Here is a 15137-nt window from a genome sequence, read left to right as displayed (position 1 = left end):
TCTAATCGAAAATTGAAAGCAGAGAGATAAGCCTTCGGGCGCCCGGCGAAAAGAGCTTGTCGGCGTACCAGTCCCCGGCGGCGCGCTTGCTGGCTTCCCCGCGCGTGGGATAGGGCGCAATCATGGCCGTAAAGTCGCGGATTTTGAGCTTCGAGGAAAGGGAGAGGACCCAGGGCTGAAGAAGGTCGCCGGCGTTATGGCCGACAATGCTTGCGCCCAGGATGCGGCCCTTTTTATCGGTCACGGCCTTGACGAAGCCTTCGGTTTCGCGCTCGGCCTCGGCGCGGTCGTTCTTGGCGAACGGCCAGCGCGCGATCCTTACCTCGCCATGGCGCTCGCGCGCCTGCGCTTCCGTAAGGCCGACATGAGCGAGTTCGGGGTCGCAATAGGTGACGCGGGGGCTGAGATGTTCGTTGTTTTTCGCGGGCGTCTTGAAGAGGATGTTCCGGATGAGAATTGAGGCGTGATAGCCCGCCACATGCGTGAACTGGCGCCCGCCCGCGACATCGCCCGCCGCATAGATGCGCTTGTTCGTCGTCCTGAGGCGGTTATCGGTTTTCAGTCCCTTGTCGTCATAAGCGACATTCGCCGCTACGAGATTCAAACCGTCGACGACGGGCTTGCGCCCGACGGCGATCAGCAAATGCGAGCCGTCGATCTCGCGCGCGCCGATGGAAATGCTGACGCCGCTTTCCGTCTTTGAAATTTTCTCCGCTTGCGCATCTTCGATAATCTCGACGCCTTCCCGGACGAGACGCGCGCGCACGACCTCCACACATTCGGGATCCTCGCGGCCTAAAATTCGGCCGCCCTCGATGATCGTGACTTTGGCGCCGAGGCGGGCATGCGCCTGCGCCATTTCAACGCCGATAGGCCCGCCGCCGATGATGATGAGATGATCGGGGCGTCTGCGGTTTTCGAAGATGGTTTCATTGGTGAAGTAAGGGACGTCCTCAACGCCCTCGATGGGCGGGATGAACGGCGTCGAGCCTGTCGCGATGACGAAGTGCTTTGCTTTGACGGCCGCATCGCCGGCTTTGACTTCGCGGGGGCCGGTAAACTCCGCATGCGCGCGCAAAACCGTGACGCCGAGGCCTTCGAAGCGCTCCTGGCTGTCGATGGGCGCGATCGCTTCGATGACGTCGTGCACGTGTTCCATGACGGCGGCGAAATCGATGTCGGGCTCGACGCTGGCGATCCCGAATTTCTCCGCCTCGCGCATCGCCTGCGCGCGCGCTGCGGCGGCGATCAGCGCTTTTGACGGCACGCAGCCTGTATTGAGGCAGTCGCCGCCCATGGCGCCTTTTTCAATGAGCACGACCTTGCGGCCGAGCATGGCGGCGCCCGCCGCGACGGAAAGCCCGCCGGAGCCTGCGCCGATGATGCAAAGATCCGCCTTGATGGTCCGCGTCATGATTGCTCCGCCTTCGGGACGGCTTTGCGTTTGAGGAAAACGGGGATCAGCGCCAGCACGATAAGCCCGATGATCGGGGTCAGGACTTCCGGTTTCAAAAGAACGCCGGAAAGGGAAATGTCTTCGCCCGCGTCAAGTGTCGCGCCGGCGCCCGCGCCGATGCTTGCATAGACGAAAGAGCCGGGAATGATTCCGAAAAACGTGCCGACAAGGAAATTACGCAAGGATACGCCCATCAGGCCCGCGGCGATGTTCACCGCCCAGAACGGAAAGACCGGCGCCAGGCGCAACACGAACATGTAGGAAAGCTCGCCTTTTCGAAAACCTTCTTCCATGCGTTTGGCGAACCCGCCGGCGCGTTTTGACAGAACGTCGCCGAGCGCGGTTTTCGCCGCGAGGAAGATGATCGTCGCGCCGAGGGTCGCGGCGAAAACGATGAGCGGCGTTCCCGGCCACAGGCCGAAAAGGAAACCGCCGAAGATGGTGAGAATGCTGGCGCCGGGAAAGGAGATCGCCACCGCCGCCGCATAGACGATAAAGAAGACCGCCATGGTCTGAAACGGGTTGGCCTCGACCCAGGCGCGCAAGGCCTCGCGGTTGTCCCTCAGCGCATCAAGGGTGAAATAGCGCTGGAGCCCCAGGGCGAAAAAGAAGGCGAGAGCGGCGGCGATGATCAGCAGCGGCGCGGCGCGTTTCATCAGGCTGTGGGCGGGGGAGGTCTCGGACATGGGCGCTCTTTTTAAGGGAGAAAACGGGCGGGTCTCACAGAATCAGCGGCAGGACGAGCATAGACCAGCCATAAGGCCCTTTGCGGCCCTTTCTAGCGAAGGCGAAGGCGATTGCGACTCACGATCGCCGGGAAGGCGGTCACAAGACCGGGAACAGGACCTGTTAGAGGAGGGGTCCCTGAGGGCGAAATCGTCAAAATCGGCTGGAAAGGCGCTGGATATGGCCCCGCACGGTGTTGACGTCAGGCCGCCGCCGGTCTATCTCCCCGCCTCTTGTTTGACTGCTGAAGAGCGGCGCGCGCCGCGATTCCACCCGTCTTGAGGACTTGAACCATGAAACGGACCTTCCAACCGAGCCGGCTGAAGCGCAAGCGCCGTCACGGCTTCCGCGCGCGCAAGGCGACCAAGGGCGGCCGCAAGGTGCTGGCCTCGCGTCGCGCTAAAGGCCGCAAGCGGCTCTCCGCTTAAGCGCTGGCGAAAAACTTACAATCAAATCAATCAGATAGCGTCTCCGGCGCGAGGATTCCCATGGGCGTCATCAAAAAACGCCGGGATTTTCTGGCGATGCGCGGGGCGGCTAAAGCCCATGCGCCGTCATTCCTGATGCTCGCCCGGGAAAATCCCGAAAACGGCCCTGAAAGCCGGCTCGGGCTTACCGTCACCAAGAAACTGGGCGGCGCGGTGGTCCGCAACCGCATCCGGCGGCGCCTGAGGGCCGCGGCCCGGGAGGTTTTCCCGGCCCATGCGGCCCCGGGGACCGATTATGTTCTGGTGGCGCGCAAGGCGGCTTATGCGCGCAATTACGCTATGCTGCTTGACGATATGAAGCGCGCCCTTTTAAGGCTCTCGCGCAGCACTACATAACAACGAATGGCGCGGGGCGAGGGCGCTCGCGGGCTTTCAGCAATTCATCGGGATTTTTCATGGACCGCAATGTAATCTTGGCGATTGTCCTCTCAATGGGCGTGTTTCTGGCTTGGGATTTTTTCGTTCTCTCGCCCCAGCGCGACGCCCAGCGGGCGGCGCAGGCCGAGCAGGCGACGCAAGAGGCCGAAGCTGAAGCCCAGAGCATGGACCCGAATATCAGCGGTCTGACGGATGAAAAGGCCGCGCTTACGGTCGAAGAGGCGATTGCAAACTCCACAGCGCGCGTGCCGATCAAGACGCCCACCCTTGAAGGGTCGATTAATCTGAAGGGCGGACGCCTCGATGATCTGAAGCTGATGCAATATCACCAGACCGTCGATGATAAGAGCCCGCCAATCCGCCTTTTAAGTCCCGCCGACACGGAGCATGGCCATTACATGCAACAAGGATGGGCTGTCGGCAGGGACACAGCCGCCCATGCGCAATGGACCGTCGCCGAAGGCGATGTCTTAACCCCGCAAACGCCGGTGACGTTGAAACGCGAAAGCGGCGGCGTTGCTTACGAGAAGACCATTTCGGTCGACGATAAATATATGTTCACGGTGACCCAGACCGTGACCAACACGTCCGGCGACTCCAAAACGCTTCTTCCTTACGCGGCGGTGGTCCAGAGAAACATGCCGCTCGATTACATCCATCGGATGATTCTGCAGGAAGGCCCGCTTGGCGTCATCGGCACGAAGCTTTACGAACGCAAATATAACAAGCTGAAAAAGAACAAAGACGCCAAGATCGAAGAATCCGGCGTTGGCGGCTGGGTCGGCATCACCAATAAATTCTGGCTTGCGGCATCCATCCCGCCGGCGGATGCCGAGATCAAGGCGACCCTCGCCAATACAAGCAAGACCGACGAACCTGTTTTCCAATCTTATTACGAGATGAAGCCGGTAACGCTCGAACCGGGCGAAACGCAGACCATGCAGTCTTATATGTTCGGCGGGCCGAAGGACGTCGATCTTCTGCAGTCCTATGAACACAAGCCGGAAAACGGCGGTCTTGGGATTTACGATTTCGACAAGGCGGTGGACTGGGGACACCTCTTTTTCCTCACCCGGCCGATTTTCTATACCCTCAACTTTTTCGGCGATACGATCGGCAATTTCGGCGTCGCCATTCTTCTTCTCGTGCTCATCATCAAGCTCATTTTGTTTCCCTTGGCGAACAAGGGTTATGAGTCCATGTCGAAGATGAAAAAACTGCAGCCGGAAATCAAAAAGCTTCAGGAACGGTATGAAGACGACAAGATGAAGCTGCAGCAGGAGATGATGGCGCTCTATAAGAAAGAGCAGCTCAATCCCCTGGCGGGCTGTCTGCCGATCCTGTTGCAGATGCCGATTTTCTTCGCGCTCTATAAAACGCTCTTCGTCACAATCGAGCTGCGCCACCAGCCTTTTCTTTACATCAGCGATCTCTCGGCGCCGGACCCGACGACGATTTTCAATCTCTTCGGCCTGTTGCCTTTCGATCCGACCGTGCTGCCGATTATCGGCGGGCTTTTGGGCATCGGCTTTCTGCCGCTGTTGATGGGCGTCGCCATGTGGTTCCAGACCAAGCTGAACCCGCCGCCGGCGGACCCGGTGCAGGCCCAGATTTTCGGGCTGATGCCGTTTGTCTTCGTCTTTATCTTCGCGTCTTTTGCGGCGGGTCTTGTGCTCTACTGGTTCTGGAACACGACGCTCGGCATTTTCCAGCAATGGTACATCATGAAGAAAAACGGCGTGAAGGTTGAACTCGGGCAAAGGCTGAACCTGCCCTGGGCCAAGAAAGACGCCGCCGCCGGCGACGCGAAGGCGAAGTGACGCAAAGCGACGACTTTACGCCTGAAGAAATCGAGGCCGGCCGGCTGTTGTTTGCGCGGCCGGCCGTTTTCATGCTCGGCGTTGTCGATCTCGACAGCCTGCCTGATGAAGGCCCGGCGGAAGTCGCCTTCGCCGGTCGCTCCAATGTGGGCAAGTCGACGCTTTTGAATGCGCTTGTGGGCCAGAACGGCTTGGCGCGCGCTTCGAACACGCCGGGCCGCACGCGCGAGCTCAATTATTTCGACATTGAAGGCCGCTTACGCCTCGTCGATCTGCCGGGCTATGGCTATGCGAAAGCGCCGCGCAAGGATGTGGCGCAATGGACGGCGCTGACCCGGGACTTCCTGCGCGGGCGCTCCGTGCTGCGGCGCGTCTGTCTGCTGGTCGATTCGCGTCATGGGCTGAAAGCCGGCGATCTGGAGGTCATGGATATTCTCGACGAAGCGGCGGTGAATTATCAGATCGTCCTCACCAAGACCGACAAGATCAAGCCGACGGCGCTTGCGCATTTGATCGACGCGACTGGAAAACAGATTGAGAAGCGGCCGGCGGCGCATCCGGTGATTCGCGCCACCTCCGCGGAAAAGGGCGACGGGATCGACCTTTTGCGCGCCGAACTCGCCGCGCTCGCCGTTCAGTAAGCTTTTGTTAACCTCGTCAGCGCGAGCTAGGGGAATGACCGACGCCGCCGACAGCGATGACAGGATGCTTTCCCATTGGCGCGATGCTTTTGCGCGCCATCTGAAATCGGAAAAGCGGGCGAGCGCCTATACGCAGCGCAATTACGGCGCGACGCTGGAGCGCTTCGATGCGTTTTTGAGAGGGCATATCGGCGCCGCCGCGACGCTCGATCATCTCGCTGCGCTCGAGACGCGGGACTTTCGCGCCTTTCTCGCCGAGCGCCGCAATGAGGGCCTTTCGCCGCCGTCGCTCAAGCTTGAGCTTTCGGCGCTCAAGACCTTTTACAAGTTCTTGAAAAAGCGCGCCGACATCGACAATGACGCCATCGCCGTGATGCGCGGGCCAAAAGCGAAAGAACGCCTGCCGCGCCCGGTGAACGAGGCCGACGCCGAAGCGCTGATCGAAGCGGCGCAAACGCAAAAAACGTCCGTGCGTAAAGAAACATGGGAGCAGGCGCGGGACGCCGCGCTGATGACCTTGCTTTACGGGGCGGGCCTTCGCATTTCCGAGGCGCTGTCCTTGCGCTGGGGCGATGCACCGCTTGGCGAGACTTTGCGCATCAAGGGCAAGGGCGCGAAGACGAGGCAGGTTCCGGTGGTGCCGGCCGCGCGCGAGGCGGTGGAAGCTTATCGGAAGCTTTGCCCTTATGGCGGGGAGGCGGACGGGCCGCTGTTTTTTTCGACGCGCGGCAAACCTTTGAGCGCCACGCTTGCCCAGCGCACCATGGCGAAACTGCGGGCCGCGCTTGGCCTGCCGGATTCGGCGACGCCGCATGCGTTGCGCCACGCCTTTGCGACGCATCTTTTATCGGCGGGCGGGGACTTGCGCGCCATTCAGGAGCTCTTGGGCCACGCCTCGCTCGCCGCGACCCAGCGCTATACCAAGATCGACCGCGACAACCTCATCCGCGCTTACGACAAGGCGCATCCGCGCGCCTAGAAATAACAAGGTTTAAACCCCGTATTTCGCCTTATAGGTTTTCATGTCGCGCTTCAGCTCCGGCAAGAGGATGTAAAGCGCGATGATGTTCGGAATGCACATGCCGAACAGCATGGAGTCGATGAAGTCGATGATCGACGACAGCGACACCGCCGCGCCTGTGGAGAGCGCGAGACACAGCGAAATCTTGAACAGAACGTCCACCTTCTTGGTGTCGCCGAAGAGATAGGCGGCGGCCTGCGCCCCGTAAAACGCCCAGCTGACGAGCGTCGTGAAAGCGAAGAGGACAGAGGCGGCGAGAAGGATGTAAGGGAACCAGGCGAAAGCGCTGGCGTAAGCGGCGGAGGTGATTTCGATCCCCACGGCGTTCTCGGCGTAAAGATATGGCTCATAAGCGCCGGTGACGATGACGACGAGGGCGGTGATCATGCACACGACAATCGTGTCGATGAACGGTTCGAGCAGCGCCACATAGCCTTCGGTCAGGGGTTCGTTGGTCTTGACGGCCGAGTGCGCGATCGCCGCCGAGCCGACGCCCGCCTCGTTTGAATAGGTGGCGCGCCTGACGCCGTTGATCAGCGCGCCCACAAGGCCGCCGCCCGCCGCGTCCAGGCCGAAAGCGCTTTTGAAGATGGTTTCGAAAGCCGCAGGCACATGGTCGATATTCATGAAAATGATGATCAGCCCGGCGCCGAGATAAACGGCGCCCATGATCGGCACGAGGAGGCCAGTCACCTTGCCGATGCGTTTAATGCCGCCGAGCACCACATAGGCGACGCCCGCCGCCATGATGACGCCGAAGGTGACGGGAATGTCGATCCCCGTGACATTGGCGAATTGCGCGTGGGACTGGTTCACCTGCAGGATGCTGATCGATCCGCCGATGGCCATGACGGCGAAAAACATCGCCGCCGCCTTGCCCAGCGTTTTCATGCCGAGGCGGCGGAAGGCGTCCTCGATGTAGAACATCGGCCCGCCGAGCGTCGAACCGTCGGGCCGCACCTTGCGGTATTTCACGGCGAGGGCGCATTCGGCGAATTTCGACGACATGCCGAAAAAGCCGGCGACGATCATCCAGAAAACGGCGCCCGGCCCGCCGAGCGCGATGGCGACGGGGACGGAAGCGATATTGCCGAGGCCGACCGTGCCGGAAAGGGCGGAAGAGAGCGCCTGAAAGTGCGAGATTTCGCCATGGGCGCCCTGCTGGTCCCGGGGATTGAGAATCAGCGACCAGGCGTGGCGGAAGCCCCTGATATTAATGAAGCCGAAAGAGACGGTGAGGATCAGCGCCGCGGCCATCAGCCAGATCACCACCAGCGGCAGCGAGACGCCGAAAAAGTCGATGGAATAGAAGATAATCGAGGAGACGAAATCGCTGACCGGCGAGAGGAAATTATCGATGCGGTCAGCCAGGCTGATCTGGGCGTCGGCCATGTAATATCCCCGATTGGCCGCGCGCCGCGGCGGAACAAGCGGGGCAGTCTAGCAAGATCGTTTGTGTTGTCACTTGCGGCGTTTAGGGGCCTGCCGCCTGACGGGGCGCCGCCTACAGGCCGGCGAGGGCGGTGTCGAGGTCGCGCTTCAGGTCCTCAATATCCTCGACGCCGATGGAAAGCCGCACCAGCGAATCGTCGAGCCCCATCTCCTTGCGCCGCTCCGGCGGGATCGAGGCGTGGGTCATGATGCCCGGATGCTCCACAAGGCTTTCGACCCCGCCGAGGCTTTCGGCGAGGGTGAAAAGCTCCACGCGCTCAAGCATGGTCTTGGCCGCATCGAGCCCGCCCTTGAGGAAGATCGTCGCCATGCCGCCGAACGCGCTCATCTGGCGTTTTGCAATCTCGTGCCCCGGATGGGATTCAAGGCCCGGATAGGTGACGCGATCGATAGCGGGGTGGGTCTCCAGCCACTCGGCGAGCGCCAGCGCGTTGGAAGAGGAGCGCTCAAGGCGCAGCGCCAGCGTCTTCAATCCGCGCAGCGCGAGAAAGGAATCGAACGGGCCCTGAATGGCGCCGACGGAGTTCTGCAGAAACCCGATACGGTCGCCGAGCTCAGCATCGTCGACGACGAGGACGCCGCCGATGACGTCGGAATGGCCGCCGAGATATTTCGTCGCCGAATGCATGACGATATCGGCGCCGAGATCGAGCGGGCGCTGGCAATAGGGCGAAGCGAAGGTGTTGTCGCAGCCGACCGTGATCCCGTGTTTTTTCGCGATCTTGGCGATCGCCTCAATGTCGACGATTTTCAAAAGCGGGTTGGTGGGCGTTTCGAGCCAGACGAGTTTCGTTTCCGGCGTGATCGCCGCCTCGAATTTCTCCGGGTCCGTCAGGTCCACATAGGTGAAGGACAAATTCGCCGACTCGCGGCGCACGCGTTCGAACAGACGGAAGGTGCCGCCATAGACGTCGTCCATGGCGACGATGTGCGAGCCAGCCGGAAAAAGCTCCAGCATGGTGGAGATCGCCGCCATGCCCGAGGCGAAGGCGAAGCCGCGCGCGCCGTTTTCAAGATCGGCGATGCAGCGCTCATAGGCAGCGCGCGTCGGGTTCGTTCCGCGTGCGTAGACAAAACCTTTGTGGACGCCGGGGCTTTCCTGGGCGAAGGTCGAGGTCTGGTAGATGGGCTGCATCACCGCGCCCGTGGTCGGGTCATGCCTCTGGCCCGCATGAATGACGCGTGTTGCGAAAGCGGGGCGGTTTTTCTTGTTGTCGTGCATGGGGCTGTCCTTCAATCTCATGAGGGACTTAGCCCGCGCGCCAGCGGATTTCCAGCGGCCCGGAAGAGCCGCCGGAAAGACGCCATATTATCGCTCTCAGCCTTTCTGGACCGCGATTTTCTTCGTTTTGGCTTCAAGTTCCGGCGGTTTCGGCAAGGTGAGCTTCAAAACGCCGTTCTTGAATTTCGCCTCGATGGCGTCGGGGTCCACGTCGAAAGGCAGCGACATGGAGCGCTGGAAGGAGGCGTAGGCGCGGCGCGAGACGCCTTCCTTTTCCTCCTCGTCCTTGCGTTCGCCGCGGATGGTGAGGAGGTTGTCGTTAAGCTCCACATCGATGTCGTCTTCCGCAACGCCGGGAAGTTCGGCCTCGACTTCAAGGGCGTTGCCCTTGTCTTTCACGTCCACATGAATGGCGCGCGCGCCATTCTCGCCCGCCGAAGCGAACAAAGAGCGCGAGCCGAAATCGGAAAAGAAATCGTCGAACAGCCGGTTCATCTCGCGGTGAAGCTGGAAGAACGGCTCGTCCGCCCCTTCCGACAGGGCCGGCGCGTTGCGATTGCGATTGAAAAGCGTAAGCGGTCTGAACATGACATTGTCTCCTTTTCGTCAAACCGAAACAGACAACGTCAATCGGGAACGCCAACCGGGCGAACTCCCGTTGACGACTGAAAGATAGAAACGCGCCGAGCGCCGTCAAGTGCGGCGTTTTCGTCGCGGCTTAAAAAGGCGCTTACGCCTGGCGTTTCAGGCGCACCAGCGTTTCGTCGAGGGCCTGGAGAAAGCGCGAGCGGTCGGCTTTCTGGAACGGGGCCGGGCCGCCGCCAGCGCCTTCGGCCCCGGCGCGCAAATCCGCCATCAGCGCGCGCGCCGCGATGGCGCCGCCGATGGAATCTTTCGTGAAGGGCTCGCCGCGCGGGTTCAGAACCGCGGCGTCTTTTTTAAGGCAGCGTTCTGCAAGGAGAATGTCGGCGGTGACGACGACGGCGAGGGGGTGGGCGAGCTCCGCCACATGGTCGTCGGCGGCGTCATAGCCGTCCGTCACCGTGACTCGGGCGATCAGCTCGTGTTTGGGCACGCGGATCGGCTGGTTGGCGACGACCGTCACCGGCGTCTCATGGCGGAAGGCGACCTTGTAGATCTCTTCTTTCATCGGACAGGCGTCGGCGTCGACCAGGATTTCAACGGGGCGGCTCATGGCCTGCTGTCGTGCCCCTAAAGACGGCCCCGGTCAACGTCTCCGAAACGGGCCGGCTAGTCGCCGGCGCGCCAATAGGCGATCCAGCGTTTGGCGAGCGCCTTCGGTTTTTCCGCGCAGAGCGCGGCGCCCATGTCGAAAGCTTTCGCCTCGAGCGCTTCGCGGCGGGCTTTCAAAAGTCCCCGGAACAAGTCGCCGGCGGCGCCGTCGGCTTTGAGCGCGCCGTTTTCTATTTTTTCTTCGAAGACGACGATGTCGTGGTGGTCGCCGAGAATGTCCGACAAGGCGTCGGCGGCGTCGGCTTCCGCCTCCATCAAAGGCGGCCAGGCCCGTTTTAAAAGGCGCGCGTGATACCAGTGATATTTGACGCGCTTGCGCCAGTCATGGAGCGCTTCGCCGGTGCGTTTGTCCTCAGCCTCGGCCATGGCTTTGACGGCGCGGGCGTAGGTTTTTTCAACGCCGCCCTCGACGGCGTCGGCGCCGGCGCACTCGATGGTCCAGCCTTCGGCGCGTTTGCGCGCGGCGAGCATGGCGGCGCGAAACCGGGTCAGGTTTTCGCCGACCGCGTCGTCGTCGAGATCGTCGCGTCTGTCTTCCAGCTGGCGGCGAATGGGGGCGAGGGCGTCCGCCTCGAGTTTGTCTTCGAAATGGCCGGCGATGCGGTCGAAAGCCTCGATCATCGCCGTCCGGTCGCGCGCGTCGGAGAGAAGCCGCGCCGCGTCGCGAAAGGCGGCGTTTTCCTTGGCGTAGGCGGGAAAGCCGGGCCGCACGAGGCGGATGAGGCCGCGCAGCTTCTTGCAGCGCTTGCGGACCTGGTGAATGGCTTCCGCACGCTCACGGGTTCCGAGCTCTTCCAGCGCCTTGTCGATCTGCGAACAGGCGATGCGCCTCAGCCCCTTTTCGAAGGGTTTGTCGGAATGTTTGAACGAATAAGCCATGTCTTGCCAATGCGGCGAAGGGCGTCACGGTTCCCGATTATCGCGAGGCTAGCTTAACACTTCGTTCTGGACGTCTTTCGACCAGCCCACAAAGACCTGGGTGGGCCCTTTATCTATAATGGTTTCGATGACCGGGCGCTTGATCAGGGTTGGGTGCTCGGCCATCAGGGCGAGGGCCTTTTTCTCGGTGATCCCGGTCTTTTGCGCCTCGTCAAGGTTGCGCCAGGTGGTGGAGCTTTTGTTCAGGAGCTTCTCCCAGCCGGCGGCCTTCGCCCAATGCCCGACTTGCATCTTTGTCGGCGGCTCTTCGCGAATGTCGTGAAACGCATAGCGCACCTGCGCGCCGTCCAGCGCTTTCTTCGCCTTCCGGCATGTGTCGCAGTTTTTGAGGCCGTATAATTCCATCACGCCACCTGAAGCCGCAGATAGTTCAAGAGATCAGACCGTGTAATCAGCCCTTCGAATTTCCCGTCATTCAACACGACCGCCACATGGCCCTTGGCGAAGATGGGGAGGAGCGACTGCATGTCCTGCTTCGCCTCGACGGTTTCGACGCGATAGGTCATGGCGGATTTCACCGGGTCCTTGAACTTGTCGCGGTTTCTGACAATGGCGAAAAGCAAGTCTTCTTCATCGAGCAGACCGACAACGCCGCCGTCTTCGTCGAGCACCGGCAATTGCGAGATGTCGTAAAGCTTCATGCGCCCGTAAGCCTGCATCAGCGTGTCGTCGGGCTTCACCGTGATGGTGGCGTGTTCGGAATGGCGCCGCGAGATAAGGTCGGTGAGGTCGTCCTTGGGCGGGCGCTTCAAAAAGCCCTGATCGTACATCCAGTAATCGTTGAACATCTTGGAGAGATATTTCTCGCCCCGGTCGCAGACGAACGCGACAACGCGTTTCTTCTCCTTCTGCTCGCGGCAATATTTGAGCGCCGCGGCGAGGATCGTGCCCGAAGAAGAGCCGCCGAGAATGCCTTCTTTCCGGAGCAGCTCGCGCGCGGCTTCGAAGCTTTCTTTGTCGGTGATGTCATAGGCTTTTTTGACATGAGAAAGATCGGTGACGTCGGGGATGAAATCCTCGCCGATGCCTTCCACGAGCCAGGAGCCGACCGCGTTCGGCGGCGCGCCCTTGTTGACGAAATCCGCAAGGATCGAGCCTTCCGGGTCGGCGAGAATGATTTCGGTGTCAGGCGATTTCTTGCCGAAGAAATGCGACAGCCCGCTGATCGTGCCGCCCGAGCCGACCCCGGCGATAATCGCGTCCACGTCGCCGTCGAGCTGGCCGTAAATTTCCGGGCCCGTCATGTCTTCATGGGCCTGCGGGTTTGCTTCGTTCGAGAACTGATTGACATAAAAGGCGCCGGTTTCTTCGGCGAGGCGCGCGGCGACGTCCTGATAATATTCCGGGTGCCCCTTGCCGACGTCCGAGCGGGTGAGGCGCACATCGGCGCCGAGGGCCTTCAGGTGGAAGATCTTCTCCTGCGCCATCTTGTCGGGCACGACGATGATGATCTTGTAGCCCTTTTGCGCGGCGACAAGCGCCAGGGCGAGACCGGTGTTGCCCGCCGTCGCCTCGATGATGGTTCCGCCCGGCTCGATCTTTCCGGCTTCTTCAGCGGCCTCGATCATGGCGATGCCGATGCGGTCCTTGATGGAGCCGCCGGGATTGGACGATTCGAGTTTCAGATAGAGCTCGCAAGGTCCCGTATCGAGAGCCGAGACCTTCACCATCGGCGTCTTGCCGATGCTTTGCAGGATATTGTCGTAAACCGGTCCGTAGGGCGTTTCGCGCATTTCGAGCGCTCCTCAATGGCTTTCGAGCGCGGCTTAACCCATAGCGATCCGCCCCTGCAAGGCGGGGCATCATCGGGCGCCGGCGCGCTTTAAATCGCGGATAAAAAAGCGCGCAGGGTGCAGCGCCTGCAGGATTGTGCTGTCCACAGGCGCGCCCGAAAGCGCGGCGGCGAGAAGCGCAGCGGCGTAAGGCGCGGTGACGAGCCCGCGCGAGCCGAGCCCGGTCAGAACAAAAAGGCCGGGGCGCAATTCCCCCGGCGGATAATTCTTGCGCTTGCCGGTTCTGAGATCGTCATAGGCGCCGCCGTAAAAGCCCCAGTCGGGCAAAGGTCCGCAAACGGGCAGGCGGTCCGGGGTCGTGCAGCGGACGGAAGCGCGGGGGCGCGACGCGTCGGCTGCAAGCGTCGATGCAAAATCGGGAAGCGCACGCGCCATGGCGGCGATATTCGACCCGGTCGCCTCTTTCGTGAAACGCGCCTTGGCGCCGATGGCGCCGATGGCGGCGGGGGCGTAGGTTGCGCCGATGATCGCGCCGCCGCCTCTTTCACCGAATTTGGGGCAAGGCGCGGCGTAAGGGCCGAAAGCATGGGCGTTCGCCGGCGGCGCGGCGTCCGGGAACCAGTCGACCTGTCCGGCCGAACCGCCGAGGGGCAGGGTGCGCGCCTCGGCGAAACGCAAAGCGTCGAGCCCGTTGGCGATGACGACGCCGTCAAACTCTTCTCGGCTCTCATCCGTGATGACGCGCCATCCGTTTTCGGTCTGCATGAGGCGGCGGACCCGTTCGGCGATGAGCGGCGCATCGCCGAGAAGCGCGGCGACAAAACCGGGCGGGTCGACGACGCCTCCTTGCGGGAAAAACAGGCCTTCCTCGCGCCGCGCCATCCAGCCTTCCGGCAGCGCGCCTTGCGCCAAGAGCTTCTCCTGCCGCGCGCGCTCTTTCTCGCCAACGGCGTGAAGGAGAACGCCGCAGGGCTCGAAAATCCCGCCGCCAACCTCTTTCAGAAGCTTCACGGTATGGAGATAGGAAAGGGCGTGAAAGGCGCCGGCGGGCGTGTCGCCGACATCGAGACGCGGCATCACGAGACCCGCCGGGTTTCCCGACGCGCCTGACGCCGGCGCCAATGCTTCGTAAACGGATGGATTAAAGCCTGCCGCCTTCAGCGCATGAGCGAGACTGGCCCCGGCGATCCCGGCGCCGATTACCGCAATGCGCGCGCCGGATTTCAGCGGGGCGCCTTCTGTGAACCACGGCGCGCGTTTTGTCTCGTCGGGCGGGGCCGTGATGCGTCCGGCCAGCATTTGTTTTTTGCGCCCGAAGCCCGGCCGCTTCTCCCAATCGAAACCGGCGGCTTCGAGGGCGCGGCGCACGCCGCCCGCGACCGTGAAGGTTGCGAAACTGGCTTGCCGCTTCGACAGTCTTGCAAGTTCTTTGAAGATGTCTTCCGACCACATGGCGGGGTTTTTCGCCGGTGAGAAACCGTCAAGGAACCAGGCGTCGACGCCGCCTTGGGTTTGTGACAATCCGGCCAGCGCGTCGCCGTAATAAAGCGTCAGGGAGACGTCGCCGAAGGCGATATGATGAAAGCCCGGATGGGGCGGCGGCAGCTGCTCGCGCATCCGCGCGGCGAGCGGTTCGAAGTCTGGCCAGGCCTCATGCGCCCGGGCCATGTCGCCGGCGCTTAAGGGAAAGGCTTCGACAGAGAAGAAGGAAAGTCGCGCGCCTTCAGGCTTTTCCGCCTTGTTCCAGGCGGCCCAGGCGCAAAGAAAATTGAGCCCCGTGCCGAAGCCGAGCTCGCCGATGGAAAAGCGGGGCGCATCGAACCGCGCCGGCAGGCCGTTTCCGGCAAGGAAGATATGCCGGGTCTCCGCCGCGCCGTCGCCGGAAAAATAAACATCGTCGAACCCAATCGAACGCGGCGCCAAAAAAAAGGGCGCGTCCCCGTCGCCAGGCGCGCCCCATTCGATCGCCGCTTCATCCATGTGCTTGCCGCCGCTCATGGGCGGCAA

The 15137-nt window shown here is 61.9% G+C and carries 15 protein-coding genes; 5 read left to right on the top strand and 10 right to left on the bottom strand.

Annotation, left to right across the window (positions count from 1 at the left end; all coding sequences use genetic code 11):
• Position 1: 1 nt before the first annotated feature.
• Positions 2-1414, bottom strand: a complete 1413-nt coding sequence (locus CW354_RS04440; RefSeq protein ID WP_104828835.1) for a dihydrolipoyl dehydrogenase family protein — start codon at positions 1412-1414, stop codon at positions 2-4.
• On the bottom strand, positions 1411-2142 hold the full coding sequence (locus CW354_RS04435; protein ID WP_104828834.1) for a TVP38/TMEM64 family protein: 732 nt from the start codon (positions 2140-2142) through the stop codon (positions 1411-1413). The genes CW354_RS04440 and CW354_RS04435 overlap by 4 nt, the downstream gene beginning before the upstream one ends.
• A gap of 333 nt (positions 2143-2475) precedes the next feature.
• Here CW354_RS04435 and rpmH point away from each other — a divergent pair, with 333 nt between their 5' ends.
• The 5 genes from rpmH to CW354_RS04410 are packed head-to-tail and all read left to right on the top strand — an operon-like array spanning position 2476 to position 6488.
• On the top strand, positions 2476-2610 hold the full coding sequence (rpmH, locus tag CW354_RS04430; protein WP_104828833.1) for a 50S ribosomal protein L34: 135 nt from the start codon (positions 2476-2478) through the stop codon (positions 2608-2610).
• A 60-nt stretch (positions 2611-2670) separates the two neighbouring features.
• Positions 2671-3006, top strand: coding sequence for a ribonuclease P protein component (gene rnpA, locus CW354_RS04425; protein ID WP_104828832.1), 336 nt, complete (start codon positions 2671-2673; stop codon positions 3004-3006).
• A gap of 59 nt (positions 3007-3065) precedes the next feature.
• On the top strand, positions 3066-4868 hold the full coding sequence (gene yidC / locus CW354_RS04420) for a membrane protein insertase YidC (protein WP_104828831.1): 1803 nt from the start codon (positions 3066-3068) through the stop codon (positions 4866-4868).
• Complete coding sequence (yihA, locus tag CW354_RS04415; RefSeq protein ID WP_104828830.1) at positions 4865-5509, top strand: ribosome biogenesis GTP-binding protein YihA/YsxC; 645 nt, start codon at positions 4865-4867, stop codon at positions 5507-5509. The genes yidC and yihA overlap by 4 nt, the downstream gene beginning before the upstream one ends.
• A 34-nt stretch (positions 5510-5543) precedes the next feature.
• Positions 5544-6488, top strand: coding sequence for a tyrosine recombinase XerC (locus tag CW354_RS04410; RefSeq protein WP_165793518.1), 945 nt, complete (start codon positions 5544-5546; stop codon positions 6486-6488).
• 12 nt (positions 6489-6500) lie between these two features.
• On the opposite strand, the gene CW354_RS04405 is transcribed toward CW354_RS04410, so the two are convergent.
• The 8 genes from CW354_RS04405 to mnmC all read right to left on the bottom strand — a co-directional run bounded on the left by CW354_RS04405 (position 6501) and on the right by mnmC (position 15128).
• The gene (locus CW354_RS04405) at positions 6501-7922 is read right to left on the bottom strand and encodes an alanine/glycine:cation symporter family protein (protein ID WP_104828829.1); all 1422 of its coding nucleotides are present in this window, start codon (positions 7920-7922) and stop codon (positions 6501-6503) included.
• 112 nt (positions 7923-8034) lie between these two features.
• Entirely contained in the window at positions 8035-9204 is a 1170-nt protein-coding gene (locus tag CW354_RS04400; protein WP_207764657.1) for a cystathionine gamma-synthase, read from the bottom strand.
• Positions 9205-9300: 96 nt separating this feature from the next.
• Entirely contained in the window at positions 9301-9792 is a 492-nt protein-coding gene (locus CW354_RS04395) for an Hsp20/alpha crystallin family protein (protein ID WP_104828827.1), read from the bottom strand.
• 142 nt (positions 9793-9934) lie between these two features.
• Positions 9935-10399 (bottom strand): YaiI/YqxD family protein, encoded by a 465-nt coding sequence (locus tag CW354_RS04390; RefSeq protein WP_104828826.1) that lies wholly within the window; start codon positions 10397-10399, stop codon positions 9935-9937.
• 56 nt (positions 10400-10455) lie between these two features.
• Complete coding sequence (locus CW354_RS04385; RefSeq protein WP_104828825.1) at positions 10456-11337, bottom strand: CHAD domain-containing protein; 882 nt, start codon at positions 11335-11337, stop codon at positions 10456-10458.
• Between the two features lie 48 nt (positions 11338-11385).
• On the bottom strand, positions 11386-11742 hold the full coding sequence (locus CW354_RS04380) for a Spx/MgsR family RNA polymerase-binding regulatory protein (RefSeq protein ID WP_207764656.1): 357 nt from the start codon (positions 11740-11742) through the stop codon (positions 11386-11388).
• Positions 11742-13130 (bottom strand): pyridoxal-phosphate dependent enzyme, encoded by a 1389-nt coding sequence (locus tag CW354_RS04375; protein ID WP_104828823.1) that lies wholly within the window; start codon positions 13128-13130, stop codon positions 11742-11744. Before CW354_RS04375 ends, CW354_RS04380 begins: the two co-directional genes overlap by 1 nt.
• A gap of 69 nt (positions 13131-13199) precedes the next feature.
• Positions 13200-15128, bottom strand: a complete 1929-nt coding sequence (gene mnmC / locus CW354_RS04370; protein WP_104828822.1) for a bifunctional tRNA (5-methylaminomethyl-2-thiouridine)(34)-methyltransferase MnmC2/FAD-dependent 5-carboxymethylaminomethyl-2-thiouridine(34) oxidoreductase MnmC1 — start codon at positions 15126-15128, stop codon at positions 13200-13202.
• Positions 15129-15137: the final 9 nt, after the last annotated feature.

Source organism: Hyphococcus luteus, assembly GCF_002943565.1.
GTDB classification, from domain to species: Bacteria; Pseudomonadota; Alphaproteobacteria; order Caulobacterales; family Parvularculaceae; genus Hyphococcus; species Hyphococcus luteus.
Note: the sequence above shows the minus strand (reverse complement) of the source record. Positions and strands in the feature narration are given on the sequence as shown.